Annotated in this window: 23 protein-coding genes; 9 read left to right on the forward strand and 14 right to left on the reverse strand. The window is 38.7% G+C overall.

The genetic code is table 11. The features are described 5' to 3' along the window. The first annotated feature begins 61 nt into the window (after nt 1-61). On the forward strand, nt 62-1,360 hold the full coding sequence (locus tag AC1EU2_RS14910; RefSeq protein WP_480299080.1) for a peptidoglycan DD-metalloendopeptidase family protein: 1,299 nt from the start codon (nt 62-64) through the stop codon (nt 1,358-1,360). A gap of 72 nt (nt 1,361-1,432) precedes the next feature. Further along, a complete protein-coding gene (locus AC1EU2_RS14915; protein WP_480299081.1) occupies nt 1,433-2,743 on the forward strand; it encodes an oligosaccharide flippase family protein in 1,311 nt (436 codons plus the stop codon). On the opposite strand, the gene AC1EU2_RS14920 is transcribed toward AC1EU2_RS14915, so the two are convergent. From AC1EU2_RS14920 to AC1EU2_RS14930, 3 genes are all read right to left on the reverse strand, one after another. After that, nucleotides 2,740-3,135 carry a hypothetical protein gene (locus AC1EU2_RS14920; RefSeq protein WP_480299082.1) on the reverse strand — a complete coding sequence of 132 codons (396 nt, stop codon included), beginning with the start codon at nt 3,133-3,135 and terminating at the stop codon, nt 2,740-2,742. The two genes, AC1EU2_RS14915 and AC1EU2_RS14920, sit on opposite strands and share 4 nt — an antisense overlap. Before the next feature lie 147 nt (nt 3,136-3,282). Further along, complete coding sequence (locus AC1EU2_RS14925; protein ID WP_480299083.1) at nt 3,283-3,717, reverse strand: DUF3010 family protein; 435 nt, start codon at nt 3,715-3,717, stop codon at nt 3,283-3,285. An 8-nt stretch (nt 3,718-3,725) separates the two neighbouring features. After that, nucleotides 3,726-5,072 (reverse strand): DEAD/DEAH box helicase, encoded by a 1,347-nt coding sequence (locus AC1EU2_RS14930; protein WP_480299084.1) that lies wholly within the window; start codon nt 5,070-5,072, stop codon nt 3,726-3,728. 216 nt (nt 5,073-5,288) lie between these two features. Here AC1EU2_RS14930 and AC1EU2_RS14935 point away from each other — a divergent pair, with 216 nt between their 5' ends. After that, a complete protein-coding gene (locus AC1EU2_RS14935) occupies nt 5,289-7,001 on the forward strand; it encodes a hypothetical protein (protein WP_480299085.1) in 1,713 nt (570 codons plus the stop codon). 16 nt (nt 7,002-7,017) lie between these two features. Here the strand turns inward: AC1EU2_RS14935 and AC1EU2_RS14940 are convergent, their stop codons facing one another. Beyond that, nucleotides 7,018-8,016 carry an NADP-dependent oxidoreductase gene (locus tag AC1EU2_RS14940; protein WP_480299086.1) on the reverse strand — a complete coding sequence of 333 codons (999 nt, stop codon included), beginning with the start codon at nt 8,014-8,016 and terminating at the stop codon, nt 7,018-7,020. Nucleotides 8,017-8,131: 115 nt separating this feature from the next. Between AC1EU2_RS14940 and AC1EU2_RS14945 the strand changes: the two genes are divergently transcribed. Continuing rightward, on the forward strand, nt 8,132-8,566 hold the full coding sequence (locus AC1EU2_RS14945) for a MarR family winged helix-turn-helix transcriptional regulator (protein WP_480299087.1): 435 nt from the start codon (nt 8,132-8,134) through the stop codon (nt 8,564-8,566). On the opposite strand, the gene AC1EU2_RS14950 is transcribed toward AC1EU2_RS14945, so the two are convergent. From AC1EU2_RS14950 to purM, 5 genes are all read right to left on the reverse strand, one after another. Beyond that, nucleotides 8,555-9,517: a hypothetical protein gene (locus AC1EU2_RS14950; RefSeq protein WP_480299088.1), complete on the reverse strand. Its 963-nt coding sequence runs from the start codon at nt 9,515-9,517 to the stop codon at nt 8,555-8,557. The two genes, AC1EU2_RS14945 and AC1EU2_RS14950, sit on opposite strands and share 12 nt — an antisense overlap. A 72-nt stretch (nt 9,518-9,589) precedes the next feature. After that, a complete protein-coding gene (locus AC1EU2_RS14955; protein WP_480299089.1) occupies nt 9,590-10,207 on the reverse strand; it encodes a hypothetical protein in 618 nt (205 codons plus the stop codon). Nucleotides 10,208-10,354: 147 nt separating this feature from the next. Further along, nucleotides 10,355-12,010 carry a M28 family metallopeptidase gene (locus AC1EU2_RS14960; protein ID WP_480299090.1) on the reverse strand — a complete coding sequence of 552 codons (1,656 nt, stop codon included), beginning with the start codon at nt 12,008-12,010 and terminating at the stop codon, nt 10,355-10,357. 239 nt (nt 12,011-12,249) lie between these two features. Next, nucleotides 12,250-12,900, reverse strand: a complete 651-nt coding sequence (purN, locus tag AC1EU2_RS14965; RefSeq protein ID WP_480299091.1) for a phosphoribosylglycinamide formyltransferase — start codon at nt 12,898-12,900, stop codon at nt 12,250-12,252. Then, a complete protein-coding gene (gene purM / locus AC1EU2_RS14970) occupies nt 12,900-13,937 on the reverse strand; it encodes a phosphoribosylformylglycinamidine cyclo-ligase (protein WP_480299092.1) in 1,038 nt (345 codons plus the stop codon). The genes purN and purM overlap by 1 nt, the downstream gene beginning before the upstream one ends. A gap of 311 nt (nt 13,938-14,248) precedes the next feature. Here purM and upp point away from each other — a divergent pair, with 311 nt between their 5' ends. Continuing rightward, a complete protein-coding gene (upp, locus tag AC1EU2_RS14975; protein ID WP_480299093.1) occupies nt 14,249-14,875 on the forward strand; it encodes a uracil phosphoribosyltransferase in 627 nt (208 codons plus the stop codon). A 45-nt stretch (nt 14,876-14,920) separates the two neighbouring features. On the opposite strand, the gene AC1EU2_RS14980 is transcribed toward upp, so the two are convergent. From AC1EU2_RS14980 to AC1EU2_RS14990, 3 genes are all read right to left on the reverse strand, one after another. Continuing rightward, nucleotides 14,921-15,643, reverse strand: a complete 723-nt coding sequence (locus tag AC1EU2_RS14980; protein WP_480299094.1) for an aspartate/glutamate racemase family protein — start codon at nt 15,641-15,643, stop codon at nt 14,921-14,923. A 389-nt stretch (nt 15,644-16,032) separates the two neighbouring features. Beyond that, on the reverse strand, nt 16,033-16,908 hold the full coding sequence (locus tag AC1EU2_RS14985) for a hypothetical protein (RefSeq protein WP_480299095.1): 876 nt from the start codon (nt 16,906-16,908) through the stop codon (nt 16,033-16,035). A gap of 347 nt (nt 16,909-17,255) precedes the next feature. Continuing rightward, complete coding sequence (locus AC1EU2_RS14990; protein WP_480299096.1) at nt 17,256-18,572, reverse strand: Na+/H+ antiporter family protein; 1,317 nt, start codon at nt 18,570-18,572, stop codon at nt 17,256-17,258. Between the two features lie 251 nt (nt 18,573-18,823). Here AC1EU2_RS14990 and AC1EU2_RS14995 point away from each other — a divergent pair, with 251 nt between their 5' ends. From AC1EU2_RS14995 to AC1EU2_RS15005, 3 genes are all read left to right on the forward strand, one after another. Beyond that, nucleotides 18,824-19,429 (forward strand): peroxiredoxin, encoded by a 606-nt coding sequence (locus AC1EU2_RS14995; RefSeq protein ID WP_129946318.1) that lies wholly within the window; start codon nt 18,824-18,826, stop codon nt 19,427-19,429. A 130-nt stretch (nt 19,430-19,559) separates the two neighbouring features. Next, nucleotides 19,560-19,865: a putative signal transducing protein gene (locus AC1EU2_RS15000; RefSeq protein WP_480299097.1), complete on the forward strand. Its 306-nt coding sequence runs from the start codon at nt 19,560-19,562 to the stop codon at nt 19,863-19,865. 5 nt (nt 19,866-19,870) lie between these two features. Continuing rightward, nucleotides 19,871-20,755, forward strand: a complete 885-nt coding sequence (locus tag AC1EU2_RS15005; RefSeq protein WP_480299098.1) for a precorrin-2 dehydrogenase/sirohydrochlorin ferrochelatase family protein — start codon at nt 19,871-19,873, stop codon at nt 20,753-20,755. 39 nt (nt 20,756-20,794) lie between these two features. Here the strand turns inward: AC1EU2_RS15005 and AC1EU2_RS15010 are convergent, their stop codons facing one another. Both AC1EU2_RS15010 and putP read right to left on the reverse strand, forming a co-directional pair. Next, nucleotides 20,795-22,117: an OmpP1/FadL family transporter gene (locus AC1EU2_RS15010; protein ID WP_480299099.1), complete on the reverse strand. Its 1,323-nt coding sequence runs from the start codon at nt 22,115-22,117 to the stop codon at nt 20,795-20,797. A gap of 376 nt (nt 22,118-22,493) precedes the next feature. Beyond that, nucleotides 22,494-23,945: a sodium/proline symporter PutP gene (gene putP / locus AC1EU2_RS15015; protein WP_480299100.1), complete on the reverse strand. Its 1,452-nt coding sequence runs from the start codon at nt 23,943-23,945 to the stop codon at nt 22,494-22,496. 264 nt (nt 23,946-24,209) lie between these two features. Between putP and AC1EU2_RS15020 the strand changes: the two genes are divergently transcribed. Beyond that, a complete protein-coding gene (locus AC1EU2_RS15020; RefSeq protein ID WP_480299101.1) occupies nt 24,210-26,234 on the forward strand; it encodes an ankyrin repeat domain-containing protein in 2,025 nt (674 codons plus the stop codon). Nucleotides 26,235-26,267: the final 33 nt, after the last annotated feature.

Here is a 26,267-nt window from a genome sequence, read left to right on the forward strand (position 1 = left end):
TAAACAGGCTCGCTTTTGTCTCTGAGATAGAGGGAACGCATTAAAATACTGCGAGGAGGTAATGTTGTATTCGGTATCCATTATTAAGAAAAGTGCATCATTTTTTGAATCAAGCTATCGCAAAAATCGTCATTTCTATAGAAATCTTTTTCTTCTTTCCGTAGTAATTGTGGCAGGGTTGGTTTTATGGCCAAGAGCAGAAAAAGAGATATCTGGACAAGTCCCTCTTAATTTACACACTGACTCTATAGTTCAAGAAGCAGGGTTATCGAATGAGCTAGAAAAACCAGCAACCGTTAAGCCTCAATTTGATTTCATGATTGCTAATGGTGACACACTGAGTGAGCTGTTCATGAAAGCGGGTGTTTCAAGAGCTGAAATGCACAAGATACTTGCTGCTGACCTCAATGTATTAGCATTGGATACATTAGAGCCTGGAAATCAAATTGAATTCTGGATCGACGAGCAAGGTCAATTACAAAAATTAGAGCTTATATTTAATAAAGCCAAAAAAGTTGTGTATTCGAGGTATATAGATGGTTCATATCAAGTCAATGAACTTTATGAACATGGCTTTTGGCAGCCAAGAGTATTATCAGGTGAAGTAGTTGGATCTTTTTATTTAAGTGCTAAAAAAGTGGGTTTAACACCTAAGCAAATTGCAAGGGTTTCAGATTTATTGACGACGAAAATTAACTTTAAACGCGATGTTCGAAAAGGTGATAAGTTCAAAGTTTTAGTTAATGAACAGTTTATCGATGGAGATGCGACAGGAATAGGAAAAATAGAAGGCGTGTTCTTTGAAACAAACAGAGGCAGCTTTAGCTTATTTCAGTACAAGGATGGTAATTTTTACGATGATCAAGGGCGAGGCATGCAGACCGCATTCCAACGATTGCCTTTACAACATAAAGCTCGTTTGAGTTCTAGATTTAACCCGCATAGGAAACACCCCGTGACAGGGCGGATTTCGCCACATAATGGCGTTGATTTTGCTGTTCCTATAGGTACAAAAGTTATTGCACCTGGCGACGGTATTGTGAGATTAGTGACTAACCATCCATTCGCCGGTAAATATATTGTTGTAGAGCATAATGACAAGTACTCAACGCGTTATTTACACCTATCTAAGGCATTGGTGAAAGTAGGGCAGAAAGTGAAGCGTGGTCAGATCATCGCATTAAGCGGCAATACAGGACGGACTACAGGGCCTCATTTACATTATGAATTTCAAATAAATGGCAAAGCTGTCAATCCATTAACGGCAAAAATCCCTTTAGTAGATAAGCTAAACAATAAAGATAAGCAAGAGTTGGCAGAGGTGATTAGAAAGAGAAAAATGCTGATGAACCTCGCTTAACAACCTGCCCTTCAAAGCTGAAAAAGCTCTTCTATACTGTTTAAGTAACGCAGTTTCAGAAGGGCTTTTTTAATGTCAGTACAATCGGTAAATTTGACTCGTCACTCAATGTTTATGATGACAATTTTTATTGGTGGTTATTTCTTGCTGTACGGAATGAACGTGGTATTGGCAAGAATATTAGGCCCAATGGATTACGGGAATTACAAAGTTGCTGAAGCGTTTTTCAAGCTCGGTGCAATCATCGCGATTATGGGTGGAGCAAACGCCGTTTCAAAATTTCTTGTGGAGCACATTAAAGAAAAAGACGCTGAAAGGATTGGGAACTTTGTGCGTTTCTATTTTGTATTAGCCTTAGTTGTTTCTGTGCTTATTTCAGGTTTTGTCTTTTGGGGAAATGAAGCTGATTTTAAGTTGTTTGATGGAAAAGGATATCATCCCGTTTTACTTGCAACATGGATTATTCCTATCCTTGCTGCTTCAAGTCTTATATGCGGTATCTTTCAAGTATTCAAGCGTTTGGATTTGGCGTTTATTGCGCCACGAATAATAAACCCTATTTTAATTACGTTTTTGTGCGTGAGTTATTATTACTTTTTTGGCAGTTTAAACGGTCAAATTGCCATTGCTGTTGCTCTCGTCGTTGAACTTTCAATTCTTATCTGGTTGTTTTTTAAAAGCCGCTCATTGGGGTTAATGTCTTTCGGGAAACCAAAAGTTGAATCAAAGCCTGCCACTTGGTTAAAAGTGTCGATCCCCTTAATGATTGTGCTTGTAATGCAAACCATGATGCGCCAAATCGACATTTACATGATCGAATATATGTCGGGTGAAATTGCGGTCGGACACTTTGCTGCAGCTCAAACGATCATGATGGCCACAGGAACAGCAAGGGTTGCCGTCTACGCTCTTCTCACTCCAATGGCGGTGAATGCGATTAAAGATGGCTATGCATCTATTGCGGCACTCAATTGGAAGTTTATGAAAATCATGCTCGTTTCTGTCATGTTAATTGGTGGTGTAACGGCCGTGTTTGGCCACCTAATTTTAGCGCTGTTTGGGCACGACACTGAACTGGCTTATCGAACACTTATATACTTAATTGTTGGAACCATATTGCATTCAGTTTTGGGGTTACCAGCGGTTTGGCTTCAGTACTCGGGTCATGAAAAGATTGTTATGGCAGTATTGGTGTTTTCTATTGTTCTTAATGGGGTGTTAAATGCGATTCTGATTCCAATTTTTGAAATCGAAGGAGCGGCCATTTCCACTTGTATATCTTTAATTGTATCTTCACTCATTTTAACGATAAAAATGTACACTTCTTTGAAAATACTGCCTTGGTCAGGCATTGAAATTAAAGAACCTATAGCGTCGAATTAAACTGCAACTTGTCTTTGTTGAGCTTTTTCTGCGCACTTGCATAAGCCTTGTTTTAGTGCAGGGCAGCCACTACATGGTTTGCTTTTCAAGGGGTGAGTTAAGCTTATTGTTGGAATGAGTTCAATCTTAGGGGTCGCAACTTGTAAATTATATATGGCGTCATTTTGACTGATACTTTGCCCAATCAAGTTTTTAAGCTCTATTTTCACTTGGTTTTTAATTTTCTTTTTCGGATTTTTAACAAGTTCTTTTTTTAAAAATTTGTAGGTCTTTTTCGCAAGGTGCTTGGCGTGTTTTTTTGCTTTATTTTTGTCTGAAATATTGAGTTGAGAAACAGCTTTTTGAGCCTGTTTTTTACAAACTTTTTTTAGGTATTTTTTCAATTCAGACATTTGAAAACTTAAAAACGGTATGCGTGAATTAAATTCTAAATGAAAATCGTTTTCAGTCAATATTTAATTTAGTGATTTGAGAGACAAATCAATTTAATGAAGGAAGAGTAAAGAGCTTAATTTTTGAATTAAGCTCTAAAGGTAGATTTACTTGTTGTAAATCGTCAACGTTTGATAAGCATAAGCTGCTTCGAATGCAGGCTTTTGAAATCTCTTTAGTTCCAATGCGTCAAAGTCTACATGCGGTGGGTTACGCTTTAGCTGCTCTTTAATGGTAAGCGTTGAAATCAGCTCTACAGGTAAACCTGAAAGTTGGATAGCGGCTTCTAACTTAAAGCCAGTAGCAGTACCCATATGCTTACCTTTTTGGTGACGTTCGATAATAACAACTTTATCGACGTGGTAATCTTCCATTAGCTTTTGGAAAGCAAATTGAAAATCTACAATACTTTCTTGCTCAGCTGATTTTGATACGCTAAACGAGCGCTTACGACATTCAGGCACCGTAAAGGTATCACCTTCAAAGCTCACCATTGTTAAGATGGCATCACCACCTGTTAATTCAATACCACAAACTTTCATCTGTTTTCCTATTCGTCATCTGTGTCAATTGGTAGCATAGCGGCAGGTTTACGGCGCATAGGTGCGTCACCAATATCAATTGCGTTGTGGAAACGTTTATCACGTTTCTGTGCAGGCTTTGGGTTTTTCGCCATAGGCTTGCGTTTATTCTGTGTTTTGTTTGTCTTAGCCGTCGGTTTCGATGTCTTTTTCGGTTTAGGTTTTAATCCTTTAAACTTACCAACGAAGCCTTCAATTGTTGTGAGCGTAAAGGTTTTACGTAAGAACTTCTGAATGGCAACAAAACTATTCCAATCTTTCGGGCCAACAAGTGAAACTGCGAGACCTTTAGCTCCTGCTCGCCCAGTTCGACCAATTCGATGAACGTATTCTTCGCTCATTTTTGGTAAATCGAAGTTAATCACAAGTGAAACGTTTAATAAATCTAAACCACGAGAAGCGACGTCGGTAGTCACTAATATTTGTTGCTGGCCACGGCTAAATTCATCCATGATTCGGTTACGAGCACTCTGCATTAAGTTTCCGCTTAATGCGACAGTATTAAATCCGTCTTTTTCTAACTTTTCTGCAAGGCGCTGAGTGTCGTTTCTCGTTGCAGTAAAGATAATAATTTGTTTTTGTTGTTCTTGTTTTAATATCTGTTCGAGTAAGGTTTCTTTATGATCTAAATGATCACATAGATAAACCTTTTGCTCGATGTCTTTATGCTCTGAATAAGCAGCATCAACGACAATATGTTCTGGATTGTTTAGTAGCTCATCTGCTAACTCATTTACTTCATCATGTTGAAGCGTTGCTGAAAACATCAATGTTTGGCGGCGGCGATGATCAGCGGCTTTATTTATCATCTTAAGTTGTGCAGCAAAGCCGAGATCTAACATTCGATCTGCCTCATCTAAGATGAGCATTTCTAACCCATTTAAGTATAAGTGGTTTTGCAGTAAATGGTCGGCGACTCGCCCAGGTGTCCCTACAATAAAATGCGGATCTTTCGCTAACGCCTTAGCTTGATCATTGAAGTTTTCACCACCTAAAATGCTCACCGCTTTGTACTGAGTGTTGGCCACAAGTAAACGAAGTTGGCTATACACTTGATTCGCAAGTTCTCTTGTTGGCAATAAAATCAATACTCTAGGATCTTTTTTACTTAAAGACCGAGTCGAAATGATGCGTTGCATTGCAGGCAATAGAAATGCCAGTGTTTTCCCCGAACCTGTTTTTGAAGATGCCATTAAATCACGCCCAGTCAGAGCAACAGGTATTGCTAACTCTTGAATCTCTGTAGCTTGATTAAAGCCCATATGATCAATGGATTGCTGTAGACGTTTATCTAAAGAAAGTTCGGTAAATTGCAATGGAAAACTCCGAGGGATAATAACGGCGGGCATTATACCTTTAATCTTCGCTAAATACAGTTGAATCAGTAAGTGTTTGAATGATGTTGTGAAGCTTGGAGTTGATTAATAGGGAATAAACTATAATTAAGGTTTATTAAGGTGATTACCTGATAACCGTACTTTTGGAAAACAACTAGAATTTATTTAAAACAAACAGTTAATGTCGAGGAGAATATGAGCACAGTGCAAGCTAGAAATACTGTACCTGTGGCTTCAGGAAGCTCTTCTGCCATTGATGGAAAGTTTGTCAAAGCTGATGAATTTGAACTTACCACGACCCAAAGAGGAAAAAAGACCACTAAGACTTATTCGGTAGCAAAATCCGAGAATGGGTTAGTAGTTGAAAAACATATAAAGTTTTGGGGTAAAACGATAGGTAAATATAGGGTTTCTCCACGTTCGGCTTTATTTAGAAGCGAAGGTAAAAAAGTATATACAGCCATTGCAAGAAATTATCTTAAAAGTGATTTTAATCATTTAAATACTGACGGCGCTGAAAATCAAAATACTGCCCAAATTTGCAACATTAAACGATTGATGACACAGTTTAATACTCCCGAAGCTGTGATTGGTTTAGTTGCAGATTTACCTCCTCAAGAAGGTTCCAAACTCTTGGTTTGGTGTGCTCAAAATCCAAATCAGCTTCCTAAACCGCTTTCTCAAAAAGTTAAAGGTGACCCAAGCCAGTTTGTGGCAAGTTGTATTGAGTGTGCTGTGAAAAACGGATACGGTTCGAGTGATAGTCCTTATAATTCAGCTGTAAACTCCGATGCTCAAGCTAGATATTCAGACCTAATGGCAGGGGTTGCTTATTATAATGACAATTTAGCAATCGATGCGCTCAATAAACTAAATTCAGGTAGTCCAGATATGAGAGGTTCAGTGAAGCATTTAGCAGGTGTTACATTTTCTGAGATTGCTCGTACTCATAAGCACGAAGCTGGCTTCACAACGTTGTTAAATAAACTTGGGCATTTAAATTCTAAAGAAGTAAGAAATTATACAAGGGAACACCCCGCTGTATTCTTAAAACTTCTTCCCGAATTGAATGAGATATCTTTGAGTAATGAGAGTTTACATAAACAATCACAAACTGTTCGTGAGTCCTATGGGGAGTCACTCACTCAGTATGGTAATGCACTGCTTGAACATAACCATGCTGCTCAACATTCTTATATAACAGATTCGTTATCATCAAATAATATTGAATTTAATTATCAAAATATGCTTCGTTTGTATGATTCATTTCAAGGTGCCAATGACAGTCAAAAAGTGGCGTTTCATACTTCACTTTTGAAACATTCAAATATTCCTTCTACGTTAAAGTATTTGAGTGCAATGGATGGTCGTAGAAATCATTTGGGCGGAAAAGCCAAACAACAAGGAATATATAATGACTTTAAAACTTTCATTGGCGCAAGAGAGAGCGGCAATACTTTTTCCGTTGATAGAGAACGATTACAGGCATTTATTAATAGCTCCGACGTTTCTTCAGAGCTGAAAGCTCGTTGTTTCCGGGAGCTTCCATTAGCCATTGTAAATCAAATAGCAGAAAACAGGCATGGGGATTACTACCCTAATTGTGCAAATATTGCGAATGAAGTAGCAAATTTACGCTTTATTAATCAGCAGCAAGCATATCCTAGTAGTCAAATACCTGCTGGCGAATTACAGCTTAGAGATAACCGAATTGCTCCCCCTGTAATACAACCTCAAATTGTTAACCATGGCGTATTTGGTGATACACCTATACTTTATGAAACAACGAATGTCAGACAGCAATTAGAAACCGCTTCCGGTGAAATAAATCAATTTGTGGGTGGCCTAATTTCACCTTTTTTACGAAGAGAAAGAGTAGACCATCAGCATAGAGAGGGATTACGTTAACTAATTTAACGTTAGCCTATGCAAGCTTTACCACCATCTTTCCTTTATTTTTGCCTTCAAACAATCCGATAAAGGCTTCAGGTGCTTTCTCCAATCCTTCATAGACAGTTTGTTCTGCTTTAATTTTACCTGCAGCTAAATATTGCCCCATTTCTTGTGCAAATTCACCATAATGTTCCCAGTGATCGAATACGATAAACCCTTCAACACGTAACTTTTTCATGATGATTTGAGCTAAGTTATTTGGTCCAGGTGTTGGTGTCGTATCGTTGTATTGAGCAATCATGCCGCAAACAGCAATTCGACCATAGTCTTTTATGTTATTTAGTGCTGCAAATAAGTGTTCACCGCCAACATTCTCAAAATAAACATCAATACCTTCAGGTGCAGCATCAGCTAAAGCTTGATTTAAATCACCGCAAGTCTTGTAATTGATAACAGCATCTACATCTAGTGCTTTTAATGTTTCAGCTTTTTCATCGCTCCCAACTGAACCAATTACTCTAGCCCCCATCATCTTACCTAACTGACAGACGATGCTACCCACCGCACCTGATGCAGCGGACACGAATAATGTTTCACCTTGCTTTAGTTTTGCAATGCGATTTAGACCAACCCAAGCCGTCATTCCCGGCATACCCATTACACCAAGAAAGTGAGAAGCATCAATGGCTGTTTCAGGAAGAGGCGTCAAACCTTCTGCTGATGAAGCAAAGTGACTTCTCCAACCGAGCATATGGCTTACTTTAGTTCCTACTGGCAAAGCAGAATTATTTGACTCAATGACTTCACCAATTGCACCACCTTCTAAAGCTTCGCCTATTTGAAATGGGGCGATATAACTTTTACGATCAATCATTCGACCGCGCATGTATGGATCGACTGACATCCAAAGATTTTTAACTAAAACTTCATTATCTTGTAGAGCTGGTAATTCAACTGAGGTTAAGTCAAAGTTATTTGAAGTTGGCATACCTTCTGGGCGTGATTTAAGAATAATTTGATGTGCTTTCATATTTATTTATCTCTCAATTGAAATTACTTTGCGCGCTAATTAATTGTGGTAAACTATACGCCTGAAAAAAATCAAAAACAAATACTTTGTGCGCAAAGTATTTTAAAAGTGTGATATGAATTTAAAAGACCAACCTCAACTCTCTGATAATGTGTGTTTTGCTGTTTACTCTGCAAACAATGCGATTATTCGAGCTTATAAACCATTGCTTGAAGAGTATGACTTAACTTTCCCTCAATATTTAGTAATGCAAGCATTGTGGTGTGAAGATGAAATAAGTCTAACGAGACTATCGGAGCAAACAGGGCTGGATTTAGGCACGTTAACACCGATAGTAAAACGTCTTGAATTGAAATTGCTTCTTAGTCGTGAAAAAGACAGCCAAGATGAGCGTAAGAAGGTGATCAAGCTTTCCGTTTCAGGTAAAGAGATTCGAGAGAGCGCTTTGGCATTAAAAAGTACATTACTCAGTAAAGTGAATTTATCAAATATTGAGTTAGATGCATTAAGAGGTAATTGTTTACAAATAGTACAAGAGTTATCTAGCTAGGCTTTGGCTAATATAAGATACCTGAGCGTTAATCACTTTATATTTTCCATCACTCAATTCAAGCTCTAACTCAAATGATAGATATTGTAAATTTTGACGATCGGCTTTCATGGCTTCAATTTGTAAGCTTTGTTGCTCAGGAGTCGAAGCTAAATATATATCTAGGCTAGATTTTAGTTTTATCATTGCTGCCCCATTATCTAGCTTTTTATGGTGATAGACCGTTACTGGTGAAGTAGGGCACGCAAAAGATATTTCGGGTTTCATTTCTTTTGCTACTTCAGCTAGTGTTCCTATGGTTCGTTGGTATATAACTGGATAAATAAATCTGAACTGTTCACCAAAATAACGTTCTAGTTCATTTGTGTCGGTTGTTATTTTGTTGTCAACGAAATGAAATGTTGATTTTCTACAACCTCTTTTAAAGTCCATCTCGAAATCAGATTTTGTATCTGCATTAGCACGTTTTACATCATCATTAATTCTTTGAAGAATACTTTTTGGGTTAAGTTGAATTTTATTAATCGTTAAGCCTGTTTGGTTTAAATAACATCCAAGCTGTGTTGGTGTGTCTATATAGTGATAGTCTTTTTTGTGACTGAAGAGAGTGTGGCGATGCTCGTTATGCTCTTTTATAATATGAAAGGCTCTTAATCTATCTTCTGTTGCCAATAGTTTAGTCTTGAATTTTTTATCAGCAGATTTTATGTCTTTTGGTGCACTGCTTTGGAATAAACACAGTCGAGTTGATGCATCATCTTCCTGATTAGATAATGGGAGTTCTGCTTGAGCAATAACATAGTCTTTGAATACATCAGGTGTTGTTGATGTTACCTCGCCAGAGTCTCTAGGGTGAATGTAATCAGGTACTGTCTTTGAGTCTCCAAGGGGAGTCTGAGTAAGTGGAACGTCTTGTAGGACAAAGCCAGTTGGGGGAGTCTTTCCAGTCATATCTGTTTATATTAAGTGAGCTCCTATAAGAATAGTTCAAGTGTCTTTTTTGAACACTGCTTTTTAATTTATTTAGCTCTGATCCATTTTATTTTCCGCTTGAAGGTTAAAACCCACCTGTGGATCTGAGCATGAGCGAATTGACCTCGAATGGAATCCAAATAAACCTCCGGTGTCTTCTTCAGAGCACATTCTTTTATATACGTAACCTCCATTGGTTTCTCCGAAGGGATTTACTGCTTGTGTTTGAACTTCAGTATTTGGTTCCATGCAGCTTCTTGACCTTTTTCTCCCTGATTGTTTGGTTCCTTCATCAGTAAATTTTTTTGTTGAGCTTGTATCCATTGATTCATCAGTTATCCAATCAGAGTGGCGATTTTGAAGCCAAAAATCAGTAGCTGATGATGAAGAAATAAAAGGGCTTCCATTTTCAGCTATTGTTGAGTGAGCTGGAGATTCCGCTTTGTCTGGTGTGGACACGTTATATTTTTTTTCTTGAAAATTAGATTTACTCATACTAAAACTAAGTGAGTTTATTGCTGCTTGGAGTTGAGTTAGATTTTCTTTAGGCAGCTCTGTAGCCATTTCACAATTAGGTGAGTTTGGAGGTTTAGTTATTCCTTTTCGACTCGAATGCTCATCATTGCTGTATTGATTCGGAATAGGAATCGGACTAGATCTAGGAAACATTGGATTACTCCTCTTCCACAATGATAACTAATGAGAAATTAATTCTATCAAAATGTATTTTCTATCCTAGTTAACCTTTTTTAATAACTAATTAATAACCTAATAAAAAAGGAGCTAAAAGCTCCTTCTTCATATAATGAAATTTATCTATTTAGCAGGTCGCAATTGATAAAACTCAGTACCCTTAAAATATCCAGGCCAGTCTTTAGAGTTACCTAAGACTCTGGCAGCATCAGCATAGATAGCCAAATCTTGAATCGCACCGTCTAGATTCCAATCTTCACGATATTCATCACAAACGCTGTGGTAACAACCACGGCGAATTTCCTGCATTTTCTTTTTGTACTGCGCTGTTGCAGCATCAATTGGTTCACTGCCACCACCTGCGAATACTGCTGGTACGCCGTATTTGGCAAAGCTAAAGTGATCAGAGCGGAAAAAACCACCGGCTTCAGGATACTTTTCTGATTTCACTATTCGGTTTTGTTTCTTCGCAGCATCTGCTAAGTAGTTCTCAAGTTGAGACTTACCTTTACCAACAATGGTATAGTCTTTGGTTTTTCCATAGATATTGGTACTGTCTAAGTTGAAGACCGCTACGGTTTTATCAAGCGGATAAAGTGGGTGTTCAGCGTAATAACGAGAACCTAATAAGCCTTGTTCTTCACCAGTTGCAGCAACAAAAGTCAGTGAGCGAGTAAGCTTTTCACCTTTAGCGGCTTTTTCTGCAAAGATACGTGCGATTTCCATAATACCAGCAGTGCCAGAAGCATTATCTAAAGCACCATTATAGATTTGGTCGCCTTCTTTCGTTTCGTCTTTACCAATGTGATCCCAATGGGCAACAAACAGTAATTGCTCATCTTTCTGGCTGGTACCTGGCAAGGTAGCAATTACGTTGTGGCTATCGGCATAGTCGATGCTGTTATCTAACTCAAAACTGGCAGATTGGTTTAGGTTGGCGTGAATAGGCTTTAACGCTGCTTGCTTCATCAATTTAGCTAAGGCTAACTTAGATTTTTTAAATAGCTGCTCTGCAGTAGTTTTAGTGATCCAACCTTCGACTTTAACTTTATTGTTATCAGTTGTCGTTTTTTGAACTAAATCTTGTTGTGGGCCAGTCCAGCTATTTTCTACTACAGACCAAGGGTACGACGCTGGTTCAGTATCATGGATGATGATAGCGCCAACTGCGCCTTGCTTTGATGCTTCAATAAACTTGTAATCCCAACGGCCGTAATACGTCATGGCTTTACCATTGAATACACCAGCATCAGGGCGAGCAAAGCCAGGGTCATTAACCATGATGATGGCTACTTTGCCTTTCATATCTAGGCCTGCGTAATCATTCCAATTATGCTCTGGCGCATTGATGCCGTAACCAACAAAAACAAGCGGGGCGTCTTTAATTGAAATGTGTTTTTCATTAATGCGAGTATTTACTACCACATCTTTGCGGTAAGTTAGTGGCATATTGCCTAAGGTAACTTTAGCAGTATCTTCATTGGTGGTGTAACTCACCATTGGCACAGCTTGTAAGTAGCTACCATTGTTGGCACCTACTAATCCCATGTCTTTAAAAGATTGAGTGAGGTAAGCTATGGTTTTTTTCCCGCCCTCAGTTGCAGGTGCACGTCCCTCAAACTCATCAGATGACAAGACTTTAATGTCTTTTCGAAACTGAGTTTCGTTGAATTGTGAAGCGGTAATTAGTGAAACATTGGTATTGTGCTGGACGGGTTGTTTTGTAGCGGCACAAGCTGTCAGCATGGCTACAGCGCTAATAAGGATTGGAGTTCTCATTATTTCTCCTTTTTTGTAAGTAGCTGAATATTAGATTTCTAACATTTTCTGACGCCCACATATAGCACTCTACGGCGTTGCAATTTCGGTTACATAGCTACGGCTATGCGCCCTACATTGCGCCTTGTACTGCACCATATCTGGACGACACAACTCTGAAGAAACTAACCTTCAGCTACTTTTTTGAAAAAGAAAGAGGCCGAAGCCTCTTTTTTAAAGTCGTTGGGTTTGGTTATCATTTAATCCGAAGCGTAACCATTAGGGCCTAAAGCTTGCCCATCAAGATAGCACTGATTAGATTCCATTTTTAATCGGCCTTGGCTAAACCACTTTACAACGAGTGGGTAGATAGCATGTTCTTGCTCATGCACTCGTTGTGCTAACTCTTCCACGTTATCACCGTCATAGACAGGAACTTTAGCCTGTAAAATAACAGGGCCAGCATCCAATTCTGGAATAACAAAATGAACACTTGCGCCATGTTCACTGTCTCCAGCATCAATTGCACGTTGGTGAGTGTTTAATCCGGTATATTTAGGTAACAGCGATGGATGAATGTTTACCATCTTTCCTAAATAGTGATTAACCAACTCATCAGTGAGAATACGCATAAAACCTGCTAATACAATTAGGTCAGGTTGGTATTTATCAATGGCACGCTTTAAACGAGTATCGTAATCTGAACGTGATTCATCTTTTCGTGCAATCACACAACTGGTGTCAATTTCGTGCTGGTGGGCACGAGTTAACCCATACGCTGTTGGTTTGTTACTGATAACGCCGACAACGTCACCTAAAAGGTGGTCATCACAGCTATCGATAACGGCTTGTAAATTACTGCCGCTACCTGAAACTAAAACTAAAATACGGCAAGCCTTAGCCGACTCCATTAACCGATCTCCACTTGTTCTTCGTCACCATTGCGCTCAGCAATCGTGCCGATCAGCCATGCGTTTTCACCTTCAGCATTTAAAAGAGAAAGTGCCGCATCGACTTTGTCTGATGGCAGAGCAACGATCATACCGACACCACAGTTAAAGGTGCGATACATTTCGTGCTCAGTGATGTTTCCATTCTCTTTAAGCCAATTGAAGACGACCGGCCACTCCCAAGATGCACCATCAACAACCGCTTTAGCGTTGCTCGGTAATACACGTGGAATGTTTTCCCAGAATCCGCCACCAGTAATGTGTGCCATCGCATGAACATCAACTTGCTCTGTAAGTTTCAGCAAAGATTTAACGTAAATCTTTGTCGGTTCAAGAAGGTGATTAATCAGCGGCTTACCAGCAAGGTCTTGTTGTGGATCAGCATGGCTTACTTCTAACACTTTACGGATAAGTGAATAACCGTTTGAGTGTGGGCCACTTGACGGTAATGCGATTAAAGCGTCACCCGCTTTAACTTTCGTGCCATCAATAATGTTCGCTTTTTCAACAACACCAACACAGAAGCCTGCTAGATCGTAGTCTTCACCTTCATACATACCCGGCATTTCAGCTGTTTCGCCGCCAATGAGTGCACAACCTGATTGATGACAACCTTCAGCAATACCATTTACAACAGATGTTGCAGTATCTACATCCAGTTTGCCTGTCGCGTAATAGTCGAGGAAAAATAAAGGTTCAGCACCTTGAACAATCAAGTCGTTTACACACATTGCTACTAAATCGATACCAACAGTATCGTGTTTAGCATAATCAATGGCTAAGCGAAGCTTAGTACCTACACCATCTGTACCCGAAACCAAAACAGGTTGCTTATATTTAGTCGGCAATTCGCATAATGCGCCAAAGCCTCCTAAGTTACCCATAACTTCAGGGCGATGAGTACGTTTTACGGCAGATTTGATGTTATCAACTAGTGCATTGCCTGCGTCGATGTCTACACCAGCGTCTTTATAGCTCAGAGAGGTAGGAGTGGTCACAGAGGTTCCTCTTTGGGTACCAAAGTACTTTAAGGTACTTATTATTTTTAATATATTGCACAAAGAACAATGTCTTCGCACATTGAATTTTTCGGGCGCAATTCTATCAGTTTATTGGCTTTGCCGAAAGCGAACGATCAACGTTAATTTTGCTTTGACTGGTGGTTTAATCGTCATTCGATTCAGGTGCTTAGCGATCTATGTCACGATTCGGTGGATTTGTGAAACTATCTGTTTTTTTAACGGGATAAATTCGGTATTATCCGTGCAATTTGCCTTTTTCCGACAAAAAAGAAATCCAGGAGTACTCTATGAAAGTCGTTGAAGTAAAACACCCACTAGTTAGCCACAAAATTGGATTGATGCGTGAGGGTGACATCAGTACTAAGCGTTTTCGTGAATTAGCAGCCGAAGTTGGTAGCCTGTTAACTTATGAAGCGACGGCTGATTTAGAGACTGAAGAAGTAACCATTGAAGGTTGGAACGGTCCTGTTAAAGTTGACCAAATTAAGGGTAAAAAAATCACAGTAGTACCGATTCTTCGTGCTGGTTTAGGCATGATGGATGGTGTGCTTGAACACATGCCAAGTGCACGTATTTCTGTAGTGGGTATTTACCGTGACGAAGAGACATTAGAGCCAGTGCCTTATTTTGAAAAGCTAGCCAGTGATCTTGATGAGCGTTTAGCATTGGTAGTTGATCCAATGTTGGCAACAGGTGGCTCTTTAATTGCGACACTCGACCTGCTTAAAGAACGTGGCTGTAAGCACATTAAAGCTTTAGTGCTAGTTGCTGCACCTGAAGGCATTGAAGCGCTAAAGAAAACGCATCCAGATGTTGAGTTATACACAGCATCCATTGATGATTGCCTGAATGAGCAAGGTTACATTCTGCCCGGCCTTGGTGATGCAGGTGATAAGATTTTTGGTACTAAGTAACAATTTATTAAGGAGGCATGAGCCTCCTTTTCTATTTTTGGCAATTTAGAAATGTCTCTTCATTAAACTACTCTGTACAAAATCAATCATAGTAATAAAATCGAAGACGGGTAATCCGGTGGCTTCTTGAACATCTTTAGCATAGGGAGGTAAGTCGCTACACTCTAATAAGATTGAGCCAAGATCCTTGTGTTGTTGAGTTAATGTCATGGCATTTGATACGACAGCCGTTCTAATTCTTTCGTCATCTAATACCGTTCCGCCTTCAAGTATGCAGTCAACAAATGCTGGCTCATTTTCCATACCTATAGTCGCAATAGGCACACTAGGGGCTACACCAACGCTTTCGAAGTGTTTCGGCTTTAGGCAACGGCTATCAGCGGTAACAATACCTACTCTCTTGTTGGTTATTGAATGCATAAATGGGAGTTGTAGTAGACTAGAAGCAAAAACTGGAATATTCACTGCGTTTTGTAGTTGTTTTTGAAATAGTGCCATAAACCCACAAGCCCCCGTGATGGCTTTTACACCTTCTTGTTCTAATACCTTCGCAGCTTTGATAAAGGGATCGATTAAAGTCGGATCGGCTTGATACAGTAGCCGTTGAACATCAGCACCTTGAACTAAGGCATAGCGGACTGGATAGGGGAAAGTCCTAGCATTAGCGACATTACCTTTAATAAAAGGATAATGGCATTCAAGAACCATTATCCCAATAGTTTCGCCACTCCAGGATGCTGTTGGAGATTCAGATAAATATAGAGTCACTATTTAGACCGTAATTGGATTAGACTATTTCTAAAAATAGCTTTTGAAGCACTCATCGACAAGTTAATCAATATTTAAATGTAATCTAAGTGAGAAGGATATTTTAAAGCTGGAACTTGATGATAACCACACCAAGGCTTTTAGCCACGCCATCTCAGAGTGTGGTCAATAAGCTCTTTTTTGATTTGGAACAATTGGCTAACTCGTATCTGGATGACCTAAACAAAGCTGTTGCTAAAGAGTGATAACGTTATACCTGAACTCAAGTAGCAAGTGCGTGACTTTCCAACGGCTACAGTTTCCTCTCTGTTGAGTTCGATGAACTTTTTTGAGGTCAGCAATTACACATTTATGGAAGAAAAAATACTATTCATAGCACGACATTAGAGTTAAGTGTTTTTTGCTCCAGCGAGGAGCTTTTGTGAAAGTTCTGTCTGCAGACCGCAATAGTAAGATATAGCTTTCAACGCTGAACCATAATCTCCAGTTTTCACATCTTCAGACATACTCGCTTCTTTGAGCGGAACGCAAAACTCAGCCATAAATTTTTTATAAATCCAATCGATATGCTTATCTGATAAACCATTGCTTGAATCTTTTTTGGGTAATAATGAGAGGTTCTCTTTAAGGAATTCTGTTAATTCATTTAAAGTGAGAGTTGAACAATATATGCGCTGATATACTCTATCGAACGGCTTAAATACTTTTTTGTGTGATTCGTATGATACAGAATGAGGTGGAGTGTTTATTGCTAAAAGAAATGAGGATAACTTTTCAGAAACTAATTTACTTAACTCAATTAATTCTTCTTGAGTTAACTCCATAGAGTTTAAATTCTCAATTGAATGAGAAAATTTTATTTGTGCGAGGTCTGTGAGTTTGGAAGGGTTATATTTTGGTTCTGGGGGACGATAATCTTTTTTATATTCTTTGTGGCCTTTTAGTTCTTCTGAAAGCTGGATATTCAGGGCTTTACTTTCTTTATCGCTATCCCCACAAAGCCACTCAAGTGGGGTTCCTTTAAAAGTTTCAAAAGCTGCTGTCGTAATTTTAACCTCTGAGACATAGCCACTTTCGCTTTGTGCGTTTGGAATCTTCCTAATTTTATACGAGCGCAACTTGTTATCATGTTTATTGGTAAATTCAAATGTGCTCCATGATTCTTTTAATTGAGAGCATATTCCAGATTTTGGGACTTCACTAAGCCCACGCTCAGGGTCATATAAATAACACAAGTCAGGCGTTGATTCTGGTTTAATTGCCATGAGCTTTACCATGCGAGAGAACGTTGAACATGAGTTTATAAACTAGAACCCAAATAAGCGATGAATATAAAAAAACATTAATATCTACTTCATTTTTTTAGTGTCTTTTTTGAATGACAGAGAGACGTTAAATCTTAGCTTTATCCTCTTCTAAAAATTTATAATTATATAATTAATTACTTTGAATAAGTGAGTACCTGGGCTAAAACTGTCAGTATCTTTCCGCTTAGTGCTCATAGGTGATGTGAGTTCATTATTGTGGGAAATAAAAGTTAACATTGACGTTGAAATTAAGGCCTATCTAAACTCAAATAGGCCCTATTGATACTTAGTTCTTTTATTTACGCTCAGAGCGTCATTGCGGCTATCCAGCCAAAAATAAGTAGCGGAATATTGTAGTGAATAAAGGTTGGAATAACGCTGTCTCGCATATGGTCGTGCTGACCATCTACATTTAAACCTGCTGTAGGGCCAAGGGTAGAATCAGAGGCTGGTGAGCCAGCATCACCTAAAGCTCCAGCGGTGCCGACCAGTGCAATGGTAGCGGGCACAGAAAAACCAAATTGCAGAGCTAATGGCACGTAAATAGCTGCAATAATCGGAACCGTTGAAAATGAAGAGCCAATTCCCATGGTTATTAACAAACCAACGACCAGCATCAACATGGCTGCAAGGGCTTTATTATCACCGATCATCGCATCAATAGATTGTACTAACGAATTAATCTCACCCGTTTGCTTGATAACGGCGGCAAAGCCAGCTGCAGCAATCATAATGAATCCAATGTTAGCCATCATTTTCACGCCTTGAGTGAAAATATCTTGATCGGTTACCTTTTTTAACACCCCAGAGAGACTGAATACAATGAAACCCACGAGTGAGCCAAAGATCATGGATTCAGTCGTCAATTGAACACTTAACATTGCTACTATTGCTATAACAGCGACAAGGATATTTTTTTTGCTTATTTCTGTAACCGTAGCAGCCGTTTCTTGAGCTTGTTTATAAACTCTTGGTTTTCTGTAACTAATAAATACAGCAACGAGCAAGCCTAAAATCATCCCCATGGCAGGAATAAACATAGCTTGTGGCACTTGGGAGCGAACGGCGTTCAGTCCATTGTTGTTCAGGTTCGTTAGCAAAATATCATCTAAGAAAATACCACCAAAGCCTATGGGTAAAATCATATACGTTGTTACAAGGCCAAAAGTAATTACACAGGCAATGAGTCTTCTATCAATGTGCAGCTTTGTTATCACACCTAAAAGAGGTGGGATCATAATTGGAATAAAAGCGATATGAATTGGTAAGATATTTTGTGAGCCTATCGCCATACAAAGAATACTGAATATCATCAACCACTTAATGAAAAATAAATTGTTATCGTCAGCATCTTTACCTAACTTTGTAACAATTTTACTTGAAAGCCAATCAGCTACACCAGAGTGCGATAAAGCGACTGCAAATGCACCGAGTAAGGCATAACTGAGTGCGATTTTAGCTCCACCGCCCAAACCATTATTAAAAGCATTAATGGTTGTGCTGATATCTAAATTACCCAATAGGCCGGCAACAACCGCACTTACCGTAAGAGAAATAACAACACTGACTCTAAACAAGCTGAGTAGCATCATTAAGCTGACTGCAATAACCACTGAATTCATTATTTTTATTTTCCGATTTATATGACGCTATTATTTATGCCCGTGTTTTTTGTATGTGTAAAGGCCGAATTTTGTTGATTTTTTGTCGAGTCGCCAATCAATTTTGTAAAACTTGAGCGAAATACAGGGAAATAGGTTGCTTGATGTGATCAAGCTCATATAATGCTTGTTAATTTGAACTTGCTAGCAAATGACTTCGTATGAAGGCATTGATAACTAGCATTATGATTAACTTTAGATGGAGATCTAAAATGAGCGTATTAGTAGGTCGTAAAGCCCCTAACTTTAAAGCTGCTGCTGTTCTTGGTAACGGTGAAATTGTTGATAACTTTGATTTAGCTGAAGCGATCAAAGGTAAGCCAGCAGTAATTTTCTTTTACCCACTTGATTTCACTTTCGTATGTCCATCTGAGTTGATCGCATTTGATCACCGTATGGAAGAGTTCACTAAGCGTGGTGTTGAAGTTATCGGTGTTTCTATCGATTCTCAGTTCACTCACAACGCTTGGCGTAATACTCCAATCAACGAAGGCGGTATTGGTCCAGTTAAATACACTTTGGTTGCAGACGTTAAACACGAAATTTGCCAAGCATATGATGTTGAGCATCCAGAAGCTGGTGTAGCTTTCCGTGGTTCATTCTTAGTAGATAAAGAAGGTATGGTTCGTCATCAAGTGGTTAACGATCTTCCACTAGGCCGTAACGTAGATGAAATGTTACGTATGATCGATGCACTACAATTCCACGAAGAGCACGGTGAAGTTTGCCCAGCGGGTTGGAACAAAGGTGAAAAAGGCATGCAAGCAAGCCCTGAAGGCGTTGCAAGCTACCTAGCTGGAAATGCTGAAGAGCTATAATCTAATCATTTAGATTTGTCCCTAGAAGCTGCCATTGGCAGCTTCTTTTGTTTTTAATCTAATTTCTACTTCTATTTCCCTCCATTCAAGTTATTATATTTTTCTTCTATTCAGCAAGTTGGAGAGCCGCATGTCAGACAAGTGTCTACTTGCTAAAGGGACGTTAATTGAAATACATGCATGGAAAGGGTTATTAGAAACTCAAGATATTGAGGTTGAATTAAAAGGGGAAGCACTGCTCGGCGCTACTGGTGAGTTTGGATTGGATGCTTCATATGCCGAAGTTTGGGTGAGAAAAAACAAGATTGATCATGCCAGAAATATATTAGATTCGATGCAACAGCAAGGTGAATCATGGTGTTGTAGAGAGTGTGGCGAGAAAAACGAGTCTAATTTTGAACTATGCTGGCAATGTGGCACAGAAGCCCCGGAATAAATTAAATGCAGTATTTTCCTATATTTGTTGATACTAAAGACGTAAATGTATTGGTTATTGGTGCAGGAGAAGTCGCAGCACGTAAGCTTGCTTTACTGGTAAGGACTGAAGCCAAGATAACCGTAATTGCGGATAAAGTATGCGATGAGGTTGCTGAGTTAGTAAAAACACAGCAAATCCAATTGGAACATCGGCTTGTCAATGAAGACGACATTGCAGAGATTCAGCTGCTTTATTTAGCTACAGCAGATCGCAGCATTAATCAGCAGTATGCGACTTTAGCCACTCAAAAGAATATTTGGGTCAATGTTGTCGATAGTCCAGAAAACTGCTCTTTCATTACTCCTGCGATTGTAGATAGAGGGAAACTACAAATTGCTATCAGCAGTAGTGGGGCCGCCCCCGTAATTGCAGGATTGATCAGAACTAAGATTGAATCTTGGTTGCCCCAGTCCGTTTCTCAATTAATCGAATTTGCCGCAAGTACTCGAAGCTCGTTAAAAAAAACGCTGAATAAGGGGATTGGTTTAAGACAATTTTGGTATCAATTTTTTAATCGAAATGGTTTTGAATATAGCGAAATAACTCCAAATGTTTTTCAGCAAACTCTCGATCAAAGTAATGATGTATTAGAGCCAACGGTCACCAACATATACTACATTCAGTCAGCACAAGATATTTTGAAGCTTCCAATATCGGTGTTACCTATTTTACAGCAAATAGATGATGTTTATTTTGAGGATGAAATCCCTCATGAATTGAATGAACTCATTCGCAGAGACGCTGCGAGAAATAAGTTCATCAAAAACCAAGCATATGACTTTCTATCCGCAAATGTTTTGGTTTATGCAACTTCTTGTAATTTTCCTAAGGCGATTCACTTAAAATAAAAAACCGCCATTGCAGGCGGTTTTTTGATTTGCGACTATTTAGAATTGATAGTTGTACTGAAGTCCGTAATAAATCGCATTTCCGTGTGTATGAGCCACGGTATTACCCGTTAATAAGCTTGCTTCATCTACACGAGTATTTTGACCCCTTACTAGCGCAACGCCTAAATCGATGGTGTTGTGATTGTCTAGCTTGTAGCTAACACCACCAGAGTACCAAATTCGATTAGAGTCAGGGATGGAAATTGAAGTGAGCTTATCTACACCCTTGTTGTCATAGAGTAAACCACCTCTCACTGTCCACTGATCATTCAACATATAGGTTGCACCAACAGAATATAACCAAGAATCTTTCCAGTGATATTCTTTTAGCGGCTCATTTGGAACTTTAGCGCCTGCCAATTCACCATCTTCTAACGTGATTTGGTCAAAGTTCTTCCACGTTGTTAGCTGAGCTGTGTAGTGAATTGCAAATCGATTTGTTAATTGGTGGAAACCACCAATTTGGAAAATATCAGGAAGTGGGATCTCAAGTTTATTGAACACCTTTTGGTGAAGAGTTGTTGAGTCAAGCTTCTCTAATTGACCATCTACTTTGATATCTGGGCTTTTACGATAACTAATACCAATACGGTTATCTTTATTAAATTCATACAATAGGCCAACGATACCACCGAATCCCCAACCATCGGCATCAACGTAAGCGGCAGACAGTGGTGTTGTGATATCGGCACCCACATCTTTAGGTAAGTTACCTATGACACCTTGTCTTACAAGTTTTCCTGAACCATAAATGCTATCAAGTCCTAAGCCGAGGCTTAAATTTTCATTGATACGGTATGAAGCACTTGCATTAAATGTAATCGTCTCAACATCAGTTTGCCCGAGAAGATCAAATGGAAGAGGATGTATTTGACCATCTTTGCGGATGAACGCATCATTATATCGAGTAGTAATAGGAGTCGTATTTGTTCCGGTACCAAAATTAGTAAAAGCAGCTATACCAAACGCAAATTTATCATTCACAGGGTGTATATAATAAAAATTAGGAACAAACTTATTTGCTGCCGCATCATCTAAGTGACCAATCACTTGCCCTGATATTTCAGACTCGACATCTTTAACTCTGACGTCTGTTTGAACATAAGTTAAACCACCAGACAATGCTGATTTGTTGAATAAAGCCATTGCAGCAGGGTTACGTGCGAGAACTGATGCATTATCCCCAATGGCTGCATCACCTGATAGAGCTCGCCCAATTCCTGTTGCGGACTGGGAGTTAAACTGAAATCCTGCTGCGAATACTTGCCCACTCACTAAAGTTATCGCTACAGCTATACTTGTCTTGTTGAATAGTTTCATATCATTATCCAGTTATTGAAATACTTCTATCAATTACTAAAGGATAGTAAATTTGAACAAAAAGATATTTCTATTTTTTAGCGTAATTCATTGAATATATTTAGAAATGTTTTATCTGATCCAAGTAATATTAGAGGGACGGTTAAAACCTATCAAGTCAGACCAGTATATTTTTTGTAAACGACAAGTGAAAAAGTGATCAGAATTTAGATTGTCTGAAATAGCTGAGGCGATAATTATTTATCTTTTTGTTTAAAAACACTGTCTTATGTTTTTTCGTTGTTTGTTTTTTTTAATAAGCAAAGTTAAAGGTATTGTTAATTAATCTTTGTTAATCAGCATAAGCTCGTATGAACTTATGCCGATATCTTATTAATTATAAATGCTTTTTAAATAAGTCGAAGTTAGACTTGTTGCTTTCGTCTGTTGGAAAAATAAAGCTTACAATCACACCAACGGCCGCTGCAAAAATAAAGGCAGGAAGTAACTCATATAAGTCAAAAATTCCGCTTTCAAGTTGCTTCCAAATGATTACCGTTAATGCGCCTGTTAAGATAGTCGCAATCGCACCAGCTTTACTGTAACCCTGCCAAAATAGAGATAAAATCACTACAGGACCAAATGCCGCACCAAAGCCAGCCCAAGCGTAACTAACTAATTCAAGGACATTACTCTCAGGGTTTAATGCAATCAATGCTGCAACTACGGCAACAAGAAGGACGCTTGCACGGCCAATAATCATTAATTCTTTTGAGCTCGCACTTGGTTTTAGCCACTTTTTGTAAAAATCTTCAGTGACGACGCTAGAGCACACCAGTAGTTGTGAATCAATGGTACTCATAATGGCAGATAAAATCGCAGCAATTAGCAAACCACCAATCCAAGGACTAAAAGCGGCTTGAGTTAGATAGATAAATACCGTTTCACTGTTTTCTAATGGGGAATTTGCAAAATGTACTGCACCTGCTAAACCAACTGTTAGTGCACCTAACAACGAAACCATCATCCAGCTCATGCCAATTCGGCGAGAAACAGTTAAGTCTTTCGGGTCACCTATTGCCATAAAGCGAGAAAGAATATGTGGTTGACCAAAGTAGCCTAATCCCCAAGCCAATAATGAAAGAAGACCAATAACAGTCATGTCTTCATGCAATATAGACAACATACTTGGATCAAGGTTTGACAAATTTTGTTGATTTTCTGGTTGAGAAAAAATCGCTACGGGAACAATCAATAATGCGATTAGCATTAAGCAACCTTGGAAAAAATCTGTCCAACTAACAGCAAAAAAACCGCCAATAAAGGTATAAGAAACAATGATAACGCTGCCAATTAATAGCGCATAAGTGTAATCAAGACCGAACACTTTCTCAAAAAGAATAGCACCGCCGACCATGCCTGAAGAGGTATAGAAGGTGAAAAATACTAAAATAGTCAATGCTGAGATGAGTTTCAAAATACCGCTTTTGTCATTGAAGCGTTTTTCAAAAAAGTCAGGTAATGTCAGTGCATTATCAGTAAGTTGGGTATATATACGAAGACGTTTAGCGACAAACAACCAATTCAGCCAAGCACCGACTAATAAGCCAATACCAATCCAAGCTTCACCTAAACCGCCAACATAAACAGCACCAGGTAAGCCAAGCAGTAGCCAACCTGACATATCTGAAGCCCCTACACTCAGTGCAGTAACAGCAGGGCCCATTTTACGGCCGCCTAAAATGTAGTCATCGACATTATCGGTTTTTTTGTAAGCCCAAAAACCAATTGCGAGCATCGCAATCAAATAGGCTGAAAAGGTAATGAGGATAGGGAGGCTAATGCTCATAGAGTTACTCATGTAATAGTTATTATTCCAGCACTATATGGTAACAAAAATTAAAGAGGGATTGGGAAATGAAATTTATTCGGCCATTTGTATCTATTTCTAAGGCAACTTATTAAAAATAATGGGTATATGAATAAACATTAATCCATTGGAAACTATTGCTTCATATGCATGAGAGTAGTATGGCATTCGTATAATAAAGTTAATCCTCCCTTTAATCAGTGTTCATTTATTTCATTTATTCAGTTTGTAAGGAAAGTTGTAATGACTACAGAAGCTTTTCCAGTTGTACAGCCAAAAACTATAGAAATCATACTGGATGAAATGAACCAAACAATACCAATGTTAGATTTACAGGTCTTTGAAATCTCTTGTGGGAATGGAGCCGACGAAGCTTCGAAAAAAAATTTAACTTATCTTACATCCTCGAAAGAAACTAAACCTGTTGTAGTTCAGTTTTATAAGCAGTCAAAATCTGGAAGAACTTTAGAGTATAGGTTTGATGCAGCAATTGAGTTTCAAGACTCAACTGATAAGTGCTGGCAAGTTAAAGATACTTCAAAAGATAGAGGTAGGTGGGGAGGAGCCCACTCGAAAGCGATTGAATATTTGGAAGCAAAGTTAAATCTTTTATCGACAAAAAATGGGCAAATAAATGCAACCAGTTTAGTTTCTGGGCTTTTAAATGGTCACAAAACTAGAGTTAAGGCCTTGATTGATGCAGACACCAATTTAAATTGCCGTATATCAAAACAAAATTACCCTCTGACAACAAAAAAAGCCACTTCTGCAGATGGCTTTAAAATTGAATTTGACAGGAGTGAGACTTGTTATGATAGGCACGCTCCTGGTGAGTGCTACTATGATACTCGGCATGCTAGGTGGGGTAAAAGTAAAAAACTAGAACTAGAATTGCTACATAACTCTCAAAAAACGCCTCTCCATATTGCTGTATTATCGGGTAATAAATCAATGATGGAGTTGCTAGTTAAGGGGGGAGCCAGTCCTGGCTTTAAAGATTTAACAGGGAATACACCATTACACATCGTTTGCGAACCAGAGTATAAAGAAATGCGCCAATGTTTGGTTGATGCCAGTAAACATGGTGAATTAGATATTCATAATAATGACGGAATGAGCCCGTTACATTTAGCTATAAATAAACCAGATACTGAATATGTAGAGATGCTAATAAAGGGCGGGGCCGATATCAACTTGCCAGATAAAAAAGGAGATGCTCCTATTCACTTAGTTGTTAAGAAGGGAAATGTTACATTTATATCTCAGCTAGCTAAACGTTGTCAGATCGACAAGCAGAATAAATCCGGTTCGACAGCGTTATTTCTAGCTGTCCAACTTAAGAAAAGCACTCAAGTTATCGATAAGTTACTCGAAGCAGGTGCTGATCCTTATGCAGTAGATAAAGACGGAAAGAGCGCTGTTTCTGAAGCGGTAGAAAAAAACGATTTGCCTTTACTTAAAAAACTATTAGAAGTCAAAACAGAAAGTCTGACTAGAGAAGAAAGTTTAAATTATGCATTAGATATTTCTGAAAAGAATAACAGAGCAGATATGATGCTTGAGCTGTTCAAGCCTTTAATTAAACTTGAAGGAGGTAAAGAAAAACTTCAACCAGTTTCAGGAGAAGAGGCTACAGAAAAAGAAACTAAAAGATTGAACCTACAAGCGATTGCAAAAAGTTCATGTTCTGAACGGATATGTGGATTGCTACACAGCGCAATAGAGCTGGGTGATATGGAAGTTATTACCCAATGTATCAGTTTGATTAATTCGAGTGACTTTGAAGCGAGCTCAAGTCAATTTTGTAAAGTATACGAAGCAGCTTTACTCAAAACGGGTATTTCGAAAGAGGAACACCTAAGGATCTTAGAGCAAGTTTATTCGATAGGAAAATACGAAAAGTTGATAGGTGGAGGTCGAGGCTCAATTATATTTGCTATTACACAAGGAAAAGCCGTAGCACCTAATTATGTTTTGAAATTCCTCTTTGATTGGGCGGTAGATAAAAATGATTCCGAAATGCTTAACCATACATATGAACAAGAAACCGTTCATAGTGTAATAGATAAACAGTGTACCCCCTCTGTTTCACTTCTATTTTTGGATGCATGTCACAAGGTTACCCTTGAAGTAGGTCCCTATCAAAATACAACTCTTGAAGAAGATACTGGCGGTATAGTGGGGCAAAATCTGACGACGCTAAAATTCTCCCGAGAAATACCAGAGCCTACTTACCAAGAAGCTACAGATAATGCTGATGAACTCTAATGAGCTTAACTGCAACTTTCTGACTTATTAACT

This window comes from Parashewanella sp. 2304DJ23-3, assembly GCF_056591695.1.

Excerpts from the sequence above, each read along its gene's own strand:
- upp (WP_480299093.1), top strand. The coding sequence starts at position 14,249 with ATGAAAGTCGTTGAAGTAAAACACCCACTAGTTAGCCACAAAATTGGA.
- AC1EU2_RS14940 (WP_480299086.1), bottom strand. The coding sequence starts at position 8,016 with ATGAAAGCACATCAAATTATTCTTAAATCACGCCCAGAAGGTATGCCA.
- AC1EU2_RS14920 (WP_480299082.1), bottom strand. The coding sequence starts at position 3,135 with ATGTCTGAATTGAAAAAATACCTAAAAAAAGTTTGTAAAAAACAGGCT.
- AC1EU2_RS14995 (WP_129946318.1), top strand. The coding sequence starts at position 18,824 with ATGAGCGTATTAGTAGGTCGTAAAGCCCCTAACTTTAAAGCTGCTGCT.
- purN (WP_480299091.1), bottom strand. The coding sequence starts at position 12,900 with ATGGAGTCGGCTAAGGCTTGCCGTATTTTAGTTTTAGTTTCAGGTAGC.
- AC1EU2_RS15010 (WP_480299099.1), bottom strand. The coding sequence starts at position 22,117 with ATGAAACTATTCAACAAGACAAGTATAGCTGTAGCGATAACTTTAGTG.
- AC1EU2_RS14935 (WP_480299085.1), top strand. The coding sequence starts at position 5,289 with ATGAGCACAGTGCAAGCTAGAAATACTGTACCTGTGGCTTCAGGAAGC.
- AC1EU2_RS14990 (WP_480299096.1), bottom strand. The coding sequence starts at position 18,572 with ATGAATTCAGTGGTTATTGCAGTCAGCTTAATGATGCTACTCAGCTTG.
- AC1EU2_RS14925 (WP_480299083.1), bottom strand. The coding sequence starts at position 3,717 with ATGAAAGTTTGTGGTATTGAATTAACAGGTGGTGATGCCATCTTAACA.
- AC1EU2_RS14915 (WP_480299081.1), top strand. The coding sequence starts at position 1,433 with ATGTCAGTACAATCGGTAAATTTGACTCGTCACTCAATGTTTATGATG.
- AC1EU2_RS14985 (WP_480299095.1), bottom strand. The coding sequence starts at position 16,908 with ATGGCAATTAAACCAGAATCAACGCCTGACTTGTGTTATTTATATGAC.
- AC1EU2_RS15000 (WP_480299097.1), top strand. The coding sequence starts at position 19,560 with ATGTCAGACAAGTGTCTACTTGCTAAAGGGACGTTAATTGAAATACAT.
- AC1EU2_RS14955 (WP_480299089.1), bottom strand. The coding sequence starts at position 10,207 with ATGTTTCCTAGATCTAGTCCGATTCCTATTCCGAATCAATACAGCAAT.
- AC1EU2_RS14945 (WP_480299087.1), top strand. The coding sequence starts at position 8,132 with ATGAATTTAAAAGACCAACCTCAACTCTCTGATAATGTGTGTTTTGCT.
- AC1EU2_RS14960 (WP_480299090.1), bottom strand. The coding sequence starts at position 12,010 with ATGAGAACTCCAATCCTTATTAGCGCTGTAGCCATGCTGACAGCTTGT.
- putP (WP_480299100.1), bottom strand. The coding sequence starts at position 23,945 with ATGAGCATTAGCCTCCCTATCCTCATTACCTTTTCAGCCTATTTGATT.
- AC1EU2_RS15020 (WP_480299101.1), top strand. The coding sequence starts at position 24,210 with ATGACTACAGAAGCTTTTCCAGTTGTACAGCCAAAAACTATAGAAATC.
- AC1EU2_RS14950 (WP_480299088.1), bottom strand. The coding sequence starts at position 9,517 with ATGACTGGAAAGACTCCCCCAACTGGCTTTGTCCTACAAGACGTTCCA.
- AC1EU2_RS14910 (WP_480299080.1), top strand. The coding sequence starts at position 62 with ATGTTGTATTCGGTATCCATTATTAAGAAAAGTGCATCATTTTTTGAA.
- AC1EU2_RS15005 (WP_480299098.1), top strand. The coding sequence starts at position 19,871 with ATGCAGTATTTTCCTATATTTGTTGATACTAAAGACGTAAATGTATTG.